This window comes from Sphingomonas sp. G5, from assembly GCF_052660795.1.
In genome coordinates this window covers 3,387,255-3,398,812 of record NZ_CP109660.1, presented here as the reverse complement: position 1 = coordinate 3,398,812, position 11,558 = coordinate 3,387,255, and the positions used below count along the sequence as shown (strand labels likewise).

General features: G+C 69.3%; 12 protein-coding genes. 7 read left to right on the top strand and 5 right to left on the bottom strand.

Annotated elements, in window-relative coordinates:
* Positions 1 to 2 precede the first annotated feature (2 nt).
* From NE358_RS16045 to NE358_RS16015, 7 genes are all read left to right on the top strand, one after another.
* Positions 3 to 1,061, top strand: a complete 1,059-nt coding sequence (locus NE358_RS16045) for a sugar phosphate isomerase/epimerase family protein (protein ID WP_289940098.1) — start codon at positions 3 to 5, stop codon at positions 1,059 to 1,061.
* Positions 1,062 to 1,063: 2 nt separating this feature from the next.
* The gene (locus NE358_RS16040) at positions 1,064 to 1,846 is read left to right on the top strand and encodes a nuclear transport factor 2 family protein (RefSeq protein WP_103208568.1); all 783 of its coding nucleotides are present in this window, start codon (positions 1,064 to 1,066) and stop codon (positions 1,844 to 1,846) included.
* A gap of 12 nt (positions 1,847 to 1,858) precedes the next feature.
* The gene (locus NE358_RS16035) at positions 1,859 to 2,275 is read left to right on the top strand and encodes a C-glycoside deglycosidase beta subunit domain-containing protein (RefSeq protein ID WP_116239556.1); all 417 of its coding nucleotides are present in this window, start codon (positions 1,859 to 1,861) and stop codon (positions 2,273 to 2,275) included.
* On the top strand, positions 2,272 to 3,462 hold the full coding sequence (locus NE358_RS16030; protein ID WP_180993423.1) for a Gfo/Idh/MocA family protein: 1,191 nt from the start codon (positions 2,272 to 2,274) through the stop codon (positions 3,460 to 3,462). Before NE358_RS16035 ends, NE358_RS16030 begins: the two co-directional genes overlap by 4 nt.
* A 32-nt stretch (positions 3,463 to 3,494) precedes the next feature.
* Positions 3,495 to 4,499 carry a sugar phosphate isomerase/epimerase family protein gene (locus tag NE358_RS16025; RefSeq protein WP_289940074.1) on the top strand — a complete coding sequence of 335 codons (1,005 nt, stop codon included), beginning with the start codon at positions 3,495 to 3,497 and terminating at the stop codon, positions 4,497 to 4,499.
* Positions 4,500 to 4,502: 3 nt separating this feature from the next.
* Positions 4,503 to 5,375 carry a ThuA domain-containing protein gene (locus NE358_RS16020; protein WP_141378036.1) on the top strand — a complete coding sequence of 291 codons (873 nt, stop codon included), beginning with the start codon at positions 4,503 to 4,505 and terminating at the stop codon, positions 5,373 to 5,375.
* A gap of 182 nt (positions 5,376 to 5,557) precedes the next feature.
* Positions 5,558 to 6,544 carry a Gfo/Idh/MocA family protein gene (locus tag NE358_RS16015; protein ID WP_289940073.1) on the top strand — a complete coding sequence of 329 codons (987 nt, stop codon included), beginning with the start codon at positions 5,558 to 5,560 and terminating at the stop codon, positions 6,542 to 6,544.
* Positions 6,545 to 6,796: 252 nt separating this feature from the next.
* Here the strand turns inward: NE358_RS16015 and NE358_RS16010 are convergent, their stop codons facing one another.
* From NE358_RS16010 to NE358_RS15990, 5 genes are all read right to left on the bottom strand, one after another.
* Positions 6,797 to 7,786 carry a sugar phosphate isomerase/epimerase family protein gene (locus tag NE358_RS16010; RefSeq protein ID WP_116239554.1) on the bottom strand — a complete coding sequence of 330 codons (990 nt, stop codon included), beginning with the start codon at positions 7,784 to 7,786 and terminating at the stop codon, positions 6,797 to 6,799.
* Positions 7,783 to 8,742, bottom strand: a complete 960-nt coding sequence (locus tag NE358_RS16005; RefSeq protein WP_289940072.1) for a sugar phosphate isomerase/epimerase family protein — start codon at positions 8,740 to 8,742, stop codon at positions 7,783 to 7,785. The genes NE358_RS16010 and NE358_RS16005 overlap by 4 nt, the downstream gene beginning before the upstream one ends.
* The gene (locus NE358_RS16000) at positions 8,739 to 9,749 is read right to left on the bottom strand and encodes a restriction endonuclease subunit R (protein WP_289940071.1); all 1,011 of its coding nucleotides are present in this window, start codon (positions 9,747 to 9,749) and stop codon (positions 8,739 to 8,741) included. The genes NE358_RS16005 and NE358_RS16000 overlap by 4 nt, the downstream gene beginning before the upstream one ends.
* Positions 9,746 to 10,159: a hypothetical protein gene (locus NE358_RS15995; protein WP_103207827.1), complete on the bottom strand. Its 414-nt coding sequence runs from the start codon at positions 10,157 to 10,159 to the stop codon at positions 9,746 to 9,748. The genes NE358_RS16000 and NE358_RS15995 overlap by 4 nt, the downstream gene beginning before the upstream one ends.
* A gap of 86 nt (positions 10,160 to 10,245) precedes the next feature.
* Complete coding sequence (locus NE358_RS15990; RefSeq protein WP_103207830.1) at positions 10,246 to 11,514, bottom strand: ROK family protein; 1,269 nt, start codon at positions 11,512 to 11,514, stop codon at positions 10,246 to 10,248.
* Positions 11,515 to 11,558 lie beyond the last annotated feature (44 nt).

Genomic DNA, 11,558 nt, shown 5'->3' with positions numbered 1-11,558 from the left:
TCATGCAGAACGGCATCGCCGGAACCGGCATCCGCCTCGGTACCACCCTCTACTCGATGACGAGCGAGTTCGCCGCGGGGGTCTACACCCCTGAGACGCTGATCCGCGAGGTGCACGACCAGGGGATCGGTCCGGGCGTGGAGTTCAACTTCGCGCAGCTCCTGCGCTCGTACCCCGACGTCGACGCCGAGTTCACGAAGCTCTGGTTCGACTCGCTCGAGAAGTACGGCCTCGAGGCGAGCGCCGTGGGGACCAACCTCGACATGGGCCGCCGCGCAGACCGAGACATGACCCCCGACGAGGAGCACGACTTCTTCGCCCGTCAGCTGAAGTCGGCGCACACCCTCGGCTTCACGACGGTCGTCATCCGCTCGGCCGGCAAGGAGCTGCTGCGCCGTCTGCTGCCCCTCGCCGAGAAGTACGACCAGAGACTCGCGTACGAGATCCACGCGCCCTCAGGGCCGAACGACTCCAAGGTGCTCGAGATCCGCGAGGTCTACGACGAACTCGGGAGCGACCGCCTCGGCTTCACCGCCGACTTCTCGTCGACCATGCACTCGCTCTCCCCGACCCTGCTGCGCACGCTCGGCCAGATGGGCATGGACGAGAAGCACTTCCCGGTCATGGACGAGATCTGGCGCGAGCCCGCGCCCATGCACGTGCGCAACCAGAGATTCGAGGACTACCTCACGGGCGAGGGCGTCGACCCCCTGCGCTTCGGGCCGTTCACGCGTCTGGCCTTCAACATGCACGGTCTCGTGCCGCCGGAGGAGTGGCTCGACATCATGCCGCAGATCTTCCACGTGCACGCGAAGTTCTACGACATCGGCGCCGACGGCGAAGAACCGGCCATGGACATCCCCCGCATCGTCACGCAGTTCGTCGACGGGGGATACGAGGGCTACCTCTCCAGCGAGTGGGAGGGCCACGCCTTCAGCGACCTCGGCGAGAGCGATCCCGTCGATCTCGTGAAGAAGCAGCACGCGCTCATGCGCACAGCCATCGAGAACACCGTCGCGGCGCGCCAGCCCGCGCAATCCACCACCACAACGAAGGAATGACCATGTCGAACACCACCACCGAGGCATCCGTCTCCGACCTCATCGCCGAGGTCACCCGCCTGCGCGAGCAGGTCGAGGCCGCCCACGCCCTCGCGCAGCGCGCCGAGGACCGCGGGCAGGTCGAGAACCTCTTCAACCGCTACATGTACCTGCACAACGCCTTCGAGGACGAGCAGATCATCCCGCTGTGGGTGAAGGAGGGCACCGAGGGCATCCGCGCGCGCTACACCAACGCCGGTCAGTACACGACCTGGCAGAGCGTCACCGACTACCACCGCGGTCGTCCCCACCCCGAGGGCAAGCTCATCCTGCACGCCACCAACACCCCGGTGATCGAGGTCGCCGGCGACGGCAAGACCGCCACCGGCGTGTGGATGATGGCGGGCACCGAATCGGGGCTGACCGACCCGAAGGTCGCGGAGGAGTTCCCCGACATGTACTCGCCCGAGGAAGTGCTCGGCAAGAAGGTCTGGGCCCACTGGGTGTGGTGCAAGTACGCGATCGACTTCCTCAAGCAGGACGGCGAGTGGAAGTTCTGGAAGTTCCGCTGCTACGAGCTCGCCCGGGCGCCCTTCGAGGAGAACTGGGTCGCCTTCGGCCTGAAGAACCAGGGCGCGTTCGACCTCGACCTCATGTACTTCGGCGACGACGGCAAGCCCGTCTTCATGCCGAAGGCCGACGAGCCGGTGCCCTCCACGAACCACCCCTACAGCCCCGAGACCACGCAGAAGCTCGAGCCCGCGCCTCCCGTCGCGCACCAGACCTTCTCCGACAACTACGCCTGAGAGACAAGCCCCATGGCCACCCACAACTCGCTCTTCGCCGAGAAGGACGTCCGTCGCACCGACGACGGCCTCGCCGTCTCGGTGCAGCTGCCCTGGTACCGCAGCCTCTGGCTGTCTGCCGTCGACGACGTCGCCGCGACGGTGAACGGTGTCGCCGTGCCGAAGGACGACCTGCGGTTCTCGCTCGGGGGTCGCGAGTACCGCGTCGAGGAACTGCCCGAGCAGTCCGAGACGCTGTGGTTCGTCGCCGACCGGCCCGACGTCCTGATCCACCTCGAGGCCCCGCTCGCGGCGGGCGAGGCGGTGACCGTCGAGGTCGTGCTGACCATGCGGCTGCTCTACATGCAGATCATGCCGGGGGTCGACGGCGGCCCCGGGCGGTACGTCACGAACCGGGTTCCGGTCGAGCGAGAGCTGGTGCTGTCATGACCCGTCCTCTGCGCGTCGCCATGATCGGCTACGGCTTCATGGGTGCCGCCCACTCCGTCGGCTGGCGTCAGGCGCCGCGCATGTTCGACCTGCCGCGCGAGATCGAGATGGCGGTGGTCGTCGGACGGAATCCGGATGCCGTGGCCTCCGCCGCCGCGAAATGGGGCTGGGCCGAGTCGGCCACCGATTGGCGCGAGATCGTCGGGCGTGACGACATCGACATCGTCGACATCGTGACGCCCGGCGAATCCCACGCCGAGATCGCGATCGCCGCCCTCGACGCGGGTAAGCACGTCCTGTGCGAGAAGCCCCTGGCCAACACCGTGGCCGAGGCCGAGGCGATGGCCGAAGCCGCCGCGCGGGCTCGGGTCCGCGGCATCCGATCGATGGTGGGGTTCACCTACCGTCGGGTGCCCGCGGTCACGCTGCTGCGCGACATGATCGCCGAGGGGGCGGTCGGCACGGTGCAGCAGGTGCGCGCGGCCTATCGGCAGGACTGGCTCGTCGACCCCGAGACGCCGCTCGCGTGGCGCCTGCAGAAGGAGCACGCCGGGTCGGGCGCGCTCGGCGACATCGGGGCGCACATCATCGACATGACCCAGTTCGTCACCGGTCTGGGCGTGGAGCGGGTCTCGGGCACGATCGACACGATCGTGAAGGAGAGACCCCTTCCCGCCGACGGATCGATGGGGCTGTCGAAGGGTGCCGGTGCCGCAGAGAAGGGCGCGGTGACCGTCGATGACGTCGCGATCTTCACCGGCCGCCTGGCGAACGGCGCCCTGGCCTCGTTCGAAGCCACCCGCTTCGCGACCGGCCGCAAGAACGCTCTGACCATCGAGGTGTCGGGCGATCGTGGCGCGCTCGCATTCGACCTCGAAGACCTCAACAGCCTGCGCTTCTACGACCGCACGGCGCCCGAGGGTCGGCAGGGGTTCACGCAGATCCTCGTCACCGAGTCGCAGCATCCCTACGTCTCGGCGTGGTGGCCCGCGGGGCACCTGCTCGGTTACGAGCACGGCTTCAGCCACCAGGTCGTCGACCTCGTCAACGCGATCGCCGACGGTTCCGACCCGCACTCCTCGTTCGATGAGGGCCTGTGCGTGCAGCGCGTCCTCGACGCCGTCGAGCGCAGCAGCGCCGCCGAGTCCGCCTGGACCCGCGTCGGCGCACCCATCCCCGCTCTCTGACTCCCGCTCCTCGCCCGGAAAGGACCGCCGTCATGGCTCGCCCGATCACCCTGTTCACCGGCCAGTGGGCCGACCTGCCCTTCGAAGAGGTCGCCCGCCTCGCGGGGGAGTGGGGCTACGACGGCCTCGAGATCGCCTGCTGGGGCGACCACATCGACGTCTCGCGCTGGGACGACGCCGAGTACGTGCAGTCGCGCCTCGACATCCTCGAGCGCAACGGACTGAAGGTGTGGACGATCTCGAACCACCTCGTCGGCCAGGCCGTGTGCGACGACCCGATCGACGAGCGCCACCACGACATCGTGCCGCCCCGGGTGTGGGGAGACGGGGATGCCGAGGGTGTGCGGCAGCGTGCGGCCGAAGACCTCAAGAACACGGCGCGCTTCGCCGCCAAGCTCGGGGTGAAGACCGTGACCGGCTTCACGGGGTCGAGCATCTGGAAGTACGTGGCGATGTTCCCGCCGGCCTCCGACGCCATGATCGAACGCGGATACGCGGACTTCGCCGAGCGGTGGCATCCGATCCTCGACGTGTTCGAGGAAGTCGGCGTGCGCTTCGCCCTCGAGGTGCACCCCTCCGAGATCGCGTACGACTACTGGACGGCGAAGAAGACGCTCGAGGCCATCGGGCACCGGGGGAGCTTCGGCTTTAACTTCGATCCCTCGCACTTCGTCTGGCAGCAGCTCGACTCGGTTGCGTTCGTGCTCGACTTCGCCGAGCACATCTTCCACGTGCACTGCAAGGAATCGACGACGAACCTCGACGGCCGCAACGGCGTGCTCGGATCCCACCTGTCGTGGGACAACCCGCGCCGCGGCTGGACCTTCGTCTCGACCGGCCACGGCGATGTGCCGTGGGAGCCGCTGTTCCGCGCCCTCAACGCGATCGGCTACGACGGACCCACGAGCGTGGAGTGGGAGGACGCCGGGATGGACCGCCTCGTCGGCGGCCCAGAGGCCCTCGCGTTCGTACGCAAACTCGGCGGGATCACCCCGCCGCACCAGCTGTTCGACGCCGCGTTCTCTCAGAAAGGCTGACGCATGACCGACGTGCTGAACGTTCTCATCCTTTCGGGTCACATGACCATCGAGCACGACAACGCCCACCGCAGCTTCCGCCTCCACAACCAGTGGATCACGACGCTGCTCGAAGACACCGGGCGCTTCAAGGTCCGCGTCGTCGAGGACCCGCGGGGACTGCCGGCGAGCGTGATCGACAAGTACGACGTGCTCATCGTCATCTTCGAGGGCCGCGACGGGTACCACGACATGGCGACCGGCTTCGGCGAGGAGACGGATGCCGCGATCCTGCGGTTCGTGCACGACGAGGGCAAGGGCATCGTCTGGTTCCACGGTTCCGCAGCTCAAGAGGACCGCTGGGGCTACCCCGAGGAGTACAACGTCATGCGCGGCGCCAAGCTCAGCGCGTGGGAGACGGGCCTCCGCCCCCGCCCGTGGGGCGAGGCGCAGCTGCACACGACCGAGCCACGGCATCCGATCACCGAGGGCATCAACGCGACGTGGACCGTCACCGGCGACGACATCCTGGTCGGCGTGCAGATGTACGAGGGCGCCCAGGTGTTGCTGACGACCTTCGACGACCTCGAGGCGTACGAGAAGGCGCCGGTGTGGCCGATGTCGCACTACCCGGTCGACATCCCGCCCGAGGGCATCGCAGCGCTGCCCGGGATCAACACCGAGCAGCCGCTCGCGTGGATCAACGAGTACGGCGCCGGGCGGTCGTTCACGATCACGATCGGCCACGACATCGACACGTTCCGACGCATCGAGTTCATCCGCATGTTCCCGCGGGGCGTGGAGTGGGCCGCGACCGGCGAAGTGACGCTGACCGGACCCGACCGCCGTGGCGACCGTCGCATCAACCCCTGGCCGTACTACAACGGCGAGGGCTGAGGCGCGGAACCGATGCCCGTCCCGCCGGTGGCCCGCTCGCGGGTGCGGCTCACGCGCGGGTCGGGCCGGGAGCGGGGCGCCGGCCGGGGTCACGACACGCATAAACGCGATCCGCTCGCGGAAACACGGGCACACCGCGTTTATGCGCGCGGATCGCGTTTATGCGTGAGGGGAGACGAGGCATGATCGGGATCGGGATACTCGGGGCGGGCGGCATCGCCGAGCGCGCGATGGTCGAGCCGGCGCACGGTGTCGACGGCGTCGAGGTCGTCGCCATCGGCGCGCGTGACCCCGAGCGGGCACGCACGTTCGCCGAGCGACTCGACGTGCCCGCCTGGGGCGACTACGACGCGGTGCTGTCCGATCCGCGGATCGACCTGATCTACCTGGCGCTGCCGCCGATCGTGCACGCCGAGTGGGCTTCTCGTGCTCTTGCGGCCGGCAAGCATGTGCTGTGCGAGAAACCGCTGTCGGCCAACGGCACCACCGCGGCGGCCATCGCCGATGCCGCGGATGCCGCGGGGCTCCGCGCCTTCGTCGGGTTCCACTTCCGCCTGCACGGCTTCATCCGCGACCTTCTCGAGACCATCGCGTCGGGGATTCTCGGCGAGGTGAGACTCGTCGAGATCGACTTCAGCATCCCGCACTTCGTCGTCCAGCCCGGCAACATCCGCCTCGACGGCGACCTCGCCGGGGGCGCCGTGATGGACGTCGGCTGTTATGCCGTCGACCTGCTGCGCGCGGCGTTCGGAGAGCCCCAGGTCGTGTCCGCCGTCGCGCAGCCGTACGACGCCGACCCGCGCATCGACCTGCAGACCGACGCGGAACTGCGGCTGCCCGGTGGCATCCCGGCCCTCCTTCGCGCCTCGTTCCTCGGTGACGACACCGGCGCGATGTGGGTGCGCGTGGACGGCAGCGAGGCATCGCTGCTTGCGACGAGTGTGATCGTTCCGCAGTGGGGCGCGACGCTCACCGTCACAGCGACCGAGGGCACCGTGCTGCGCCAGTCGTCCGCCGATCCCGCCGAGAACAGCTATGCGCGCCAGCTCGAGCACCTCGCGGTGGTGCTCGGCGACGGGTCGGAGAGTCTCATCGACGCGCGTCGGGGTGTGGGAACGATGCGGGTGGTCGACGCGATCTACCGCGCGGCAGGGCTGGAGCCGCGCTGACGCACGTGTCGTCGGGCGGGGTGCGCGAGAACGGGGGATGCCACGCGGCAGACCGATCCGCGTCTCGTCGCAGAGCCCCCGCACGTCGTCGACTGCGGCCGCCCGTGTGCCGTGCGCCCGGGCGGGGTGCCGTCAGGCGAAGTGCAAGACCGACACGCTGCGCTGCCGCCGAGCGCGGCGGCGTGTCGGGGGCGAACTCCGTCTGACGGCACGCCTGGCGCGCGGGATCCACGGACGGTGGGGTATCGCCGGTCAGCCGGCGACGCGGGCGCCCTCCAGGATCGGCCGCAGCACCTTCTGCACGTACCAGCCAGCGACCATCGTGCTCTCGGCGGGGTGAGGGCTCTGGTCGGACTCCACGACGATCCAGCCGCGGTAGCCGTGTTCGGCCAGGGCGCCCACGAAGCCCTCGAAGTCGACCAGCGCGCGTTCGTCGCTCGGCTCGTAGAACCAGCGCAGGATCTTGCGCGCGCCGCCCTCGGTGCGGATGAACTGCTCCGCGTGGGGTGTCGACGCCTCGGCGTCGTCCACCGTCTCGCGGGCGTCCTTCAGCTGCACGTGCACGACGCGGTCGGCGTGGCGGCGGTAGAGAGCCACCGGGTCGATGCCCGCGATCGCGAGCTCGGCGGTGTCGATCGCGAGGCCGACCTTCTCGGCATCCGTCGCCTCGAGGAGGCGCGAGATGCCGTCGTCGAGCCGCAGCGCCGAGAGGAAGTCGACGTGCAGGCCCAGCGCGATGCCGTCCGCCGCGATCGCTTCTCCGACGGCGTTCCACAGGCGCGCGAGCACGTCGATCTGCTCGGCGGACAGGGCCCCCGTCTGCCATGCCGACGGCGCCGCGCGCACGACCAGCACGCTGCCCCCGAGACGGCGAAGAGCATCGGCGAACCACCGGGCGGTGCGGACGATCTGCTCGACCGAGGCGGGGTCGAGCGGGTCGGGCCCGCGGCCCATCTCGACCTCGAACCCGACGGCGGGGTCGTAGACGTAGCTGCTCACGGCCTCGATCGCGCACGAGGAGAGGAACTCCCCGAACTTCTCGACCGAGCCGTAGAGGTCGGCGAGCTGCTGCGGAGTGCCGAGCGGTTCCCACGCGCCGAAGCTCTCGGCGGTCAGCTCGACGCCCGGGAATCCGCTGATGGATGCCGTCTTGAAGGCCCTCTCGTGCTCGCGCGTGCGCACGAACGAGTCGATATTGGTGTCCCACTGGTTGATGGCGTAGGCCCAGCGCACGTCGCTCATCGCGCGACCTCCTCGTTGTAGATGCCGTCGAGCACGTTCTTGGCGTACCACCGCGAGATCGCGGTGCTCTCGGCGTAGTCGCCGCCGAGCTTGTCGGCCTTGTCGTGCTCAACGCTGATCCAGCCGGTGTAGCCGTTGTCGCGTACCGAGCGCATCATGGCCTCGAAGTCGACCAGCCCCTCGTCGGTGCCCATCTCGTAGAACCACTTCTCGGTCGTCTTCGCCGACACCTCGGCATCCGGGAACATCCGATAGTCGTCGTTGACGTCTTTGTGGCGGGTGTCCTTGAAGTGGAAGCCCGTCACGCGCTCGTGGTGCTTCTCGTATACGTCGACCGGGTCGACGTCGGCGATGCAGTGCTGGGCGGTGTCGACGAAGAACTTCACGTAGCGGGGATCGGCGTACGAATAGAAGCGGTCGATCTGATCACGCGTGCGGATGCCGGCGTAGAACTCGTGGTGGCAGGTGAGGTTGACGCCGTACTGCTGCGTGAGCTCGCCGACCTTGCCCCAGATGTCGGCCGCGTGCTTGAGCCCGTCGTCGGGCACGCCGGCCTCGTCGAAGTAGCGGGATCCGGGCATGACGATGATGTTGTCGAGCTGGATGCCCGACCACATGTCGAGCGTGCGCTGGAAGTCTTCGAGAATCGTGCCGTGGGTCGCCGGCACTTCGGGGGCGTAGCGATCGGGTGAGTAGTACACGCCGTGGAACGTGTTGACGATGCGCTCGAGGCCCTGCTCCTGCACGAACTCCTGGTAGTTCGCCACCGAGCCGTACTGCTCGAAGATCTGCCAGATGCGGAAGTCGAAGGTGTCGATCGCGTCGAAGCCGACGGCGGCGACCTGCTGCAGGAAGCGCTTCATCGCCAGCTTGGACTGCCACTGGTCGTAGGGGCCGGCGGGGCCCTGGGCCCGCCAGTGGTCCATGTAGCTCCACTTGATGGGTCGGTCGATCATTGCGTGCTCGCTCTCTGAAGGGATGCGGATGGGTGACGGTCGGAGAGGGCGCCGGCGGCCAACGAGAGATGACGCGACGTCATCTCCCACGGGTCGTCGTCGAGCCACTCCTGGCCGCCCCACTCGCTGCAGAGCGTGCCGGTGAAGCCCGTCGCGGCGAGGGCGGCGCCCACGTCGCGAAGGGGGTCGGAGATCCGGTCGTCGGCGTCGTCGAGGTCCCAGAACTTCAGGTGCACGGCGCCGAGAAGAGGGAGGACGGATGCCAGATCGGAAGCCCGCGCGCGTCCGAAGCGCACGAGCAGGTTCATGAAGAGGGTGTGCACGGGCCCGGGCACCTGCCCGGAGCGCAGGAGGTCGACGACCGCGTCCTGGGTCGCGGGGTCGCGCCACTCGTCGCGCAGTCGTCGGAGCAGATCGGGGCGGATGCCACCGCGCTCGAGCCGATCGAGGTAGGTCACGGGGAGCGCGGGCATGAGCATGCTGATGTCGAGCAGCAGCCGCACGTGCGGGGTGTCGAGCTGGGCGATCCGGTCATAGGCCGCCGGGCGCGCGGTGGGCGTCTCGTGGCCCTGCGCCTCCTCGTAGAGCACGAGGTCGAGCTCTTCGAGCAGGGGGACGAGATCGTCGAGGATGGCCCCGGCCTGCCCGATCGGCAGACGGACGCCCGTGGCGCCGACCGCGGCTGCGGCGCGCAGCTGCGGCTCGAGGAACGCCCGGCGCCCGGCATCCGCGCGTCGACGGCCGCGGTCGAACTCGTCGATGCTGACGCCCACGATGCTGACGCGTCCGCCCGCCGCGGCGAGCTGGTCGCGGAAGGCGCGGGCGTCGGGGTGCGGAGGGTCGGGGAACCCGCGCCACATCTGGCCGAGCTCGATCTCGATGCCCGTGGCCACGCCCCGCTCGACCAAGGTGAGGGCGAGGTCGGGGGCGGTCCGCTCGGCGCGGATCACCTCGGGGGTGAGGTTGAAGGCGCTGGCGGTGAGCTGCCAGCCGACGGGGAGGCTCATGTGGTCCCTCCGACGGCACGCGCGACACCGGCGGCGACGGCGTCCGTGTCGAGCGTGCGGGTGAACGCGAAGGGCAGGCGCAGGGGTGCATCGGGCCCGCCGGGCAGGTAGGGGATCTCCAGGCGGAACGAGACCGAGACCTGATGGATGCCGGGGCTCACGGCATCCGGGATCTCGAGGACGACGCGGTCTTGGAGGTACCACCAGCCGTCCTCCTCCGGCAGGGCATCGGGGGAGAGGCGACGCTCGCCGAGGATGATCGCGGGCTCGAACTCCCTGCCGTCGAGCTGCACGATCGGGTCGAGCAGACTCGACAGGGGCAGCGAGCGGATCCACGGCAGCGAGAGGCGCAGTCGGGTCGCGCCGTCGACGCCGCGCAGGGCATCGTCGCGGAGAGCCGAAAGGGTCATGGCGGGCACACGTCCTCGTGTCGCGGCGCCTCGGACGAAGCGCTTCCGCACACAACCTACCGACTAATGTCGGAAATAGAAAGAAGTTAGTCGAAGAGGCCGTGCACCGCCGCCACCGTCGGACGGCCGTCGGCGAACCAGCGCGGCAGGCTCACCTCGAACAGCTGCTCCTGGGCGAGGTCGACGCCGCCGCGCACCGGTTCGCGGGCGTCGCTCTCGCTGGTGCGGATGACCAGATCGCGTGTGGCGAGCGGGAGCGAGAGCTCGTAGACGCGGTGGCGGACCTCGGCGAGGAACAGCTCGCCTGTCGAGGCGACGGCTCCACCGATGACGATGAGACTCGGGTTGAACATGTTCACGAGGGCGGCGATCGCCTCGCCGACCTGTCGAGCCGAAGTCTGCACGAGGGAGGTGGCCAGGGCGTCGCCCCGGGTGGCCGCAATAGTGATGCTCTCGAGAGTGAGGTCGGTCCCGGATGCCGCACTGTCGGCGAGGACGCCGGTGGCGCCCCGCTCGATCGCCTCGTGCGCGTCACGCACGAGGGCCCACCCGCCGGCCACGGCCTCGAGGCATCCGATCTTGCCGCACCGGCACACCTGCTCGGCGCCGGGGACGCGCACGTGGCCCATGTCGCCCGCTGCGCCGTTCGCGCCGCGGTGCAGGCGTCCGTGCGAGACGAGGCCCGCGCCGATGCCCGTGCCGACCTTGCAGTAGATCAGATCGATGCCCTCGTCGCGATGCCGCGCGCGCTCGCCGGCGGCGAGCAGGTTGACGTCGTTGTCGACCCAGACGGGCGCGCCGTAGCGCTGCTCGAACGCCCCGCGCACGTCGAAGCCGTTCCATCCGGGCATGATCGGCGGGGCGACCGGTCTTCCGGTCTCGAAGTCGACGGGGCCGGGGAGGCCGACCACGATGGCCCAGACGGGGGTCCCGTCACCGGACGCGAGCAGGTCGTCGACCATGGCGGTCGCCGTGTCGAGGGTCTCTTCGGGGCCGCTGGCGATGTTCCAGGCGCGGTGGGCCTCGTCGAGGATCGTGCCGTCGAGATCGGTCACGCCGACGTGGATGTGCTGGCCGCCCAGGGCGCAGACGACGATGCGCCCCCGCTCGGCGCGGAAGCGCAGGGTGCGCGGAGCACGTCCGCCCGACGACGGGGCGTATTCCGCATCTTCGAGGAAGCCCATCTCGACGGCCCGGTCAACGCGCTGCGCGACGACTCCTCGACCGAGCCCGGTCACGCGGCCGATCTCGGGTCGGGTGACCGCGTCGCCCGATCGCACCATGTTGACGATGCGCAACAGGCTCGTGACTTCGTCGGTCTGTGCGCCGAAGCGGAGGGTGGACACGTTCGCCATGGGTCGATCCTCACACAGGACAAGCCGCCCACTGCCGGAAACGC

What these genes read in the sequence shown, in the direction of transcription:
- NE358_RS15990 (WP_103207830.1), bottom strand. Translation starts at nt 11,514, where the DNA reads ATGGCGAACGTGTCCACCCTCCGCTTCGGCGCACAGACCGACGAAGTC.
- NE358_RS16035 (WP_116239556.1), top strand. Translation starts at nt 1,859, where the DNA reads ATGGCCACCCACAACTCGCTCTTCGCCGAGAAGGACGTCCGTCGCACC.
- NE358_RS16015 (WP_289940073.1), top strand. Translation starts at nt 5,558, where the DNA reads ATGATCGGGATCGGGATACTCGGGGCGGGCGGCATCGCCGAGCGCGCG.
- NE358_RS16040 (WP_103208568.1), top strand. Translation starts at nt 1,064, where the DNA reads ATGTCGAACACCACCACCGAGGCATCCGTCTCCGACCTCATCGCCGAG.
- NE358_RS16020 (WP_141378036.1), top strand. Translation starts at nt 4,503, where the DNA reads ATGACCGACGTGCTGAACGTTCTCATCCTTTCGGGTCACATGACCATC.
- NE358_RS16005 (WP_289940072.1), bottom strand. Translation starts at nt 8,742, where the DNA reads ATGATCGACCGACCCATCAAGTGGAGCTACATGGACCACTGGCGGGCC.
- NE358_RS16025 (WP_289940074.1), top strand. Translation starts at nt 3,495, where the DNA reads ATGGCTCGCCCGATCACCCTGTTCACCGGCCAGTGGGCCGACCTGCCC.
- NE358_RS16030 (WP_180993423.1), top strand. Translation starts at nt 2,272, where the DNA reads ATGACCCGTCCTCTGCGCGTCGCCATGATCGGCTACGGCTTCATGGGT.
- NE358_RS16010 (WP_116239554.1), bottom strand. Translation starts at nt 7,786, where the DNA reads ATGAGCGACGTGCGCTGGGCCTACGCCATCAACCAGTGGGACACCAAT.
- NE358_RS15995 (WP_103207827.1), bottom strand. Translation starts at nt 10,159, where the DNA reads ATGACCCTTTCGGCTCTCCGCGACGATGCCCTGCGCGGCGTCGACGGC.
- NE358_RS16000 (WP_289940071.1), bottom strand. Translation starts at nt 9,749, where the DNA reads ATGAGCCTCCCCGTCGGCTGGCAGCTCACCGCCAGCGCCTTCAACCTC.
- NE358_RS16045 (WP_289940098.1), top strand. Translation starts at nt 3, where the DNA reads ATGCAGAACGGCATCGCCGGAACCGGCATCCGCCTCGGTACCACCCTC.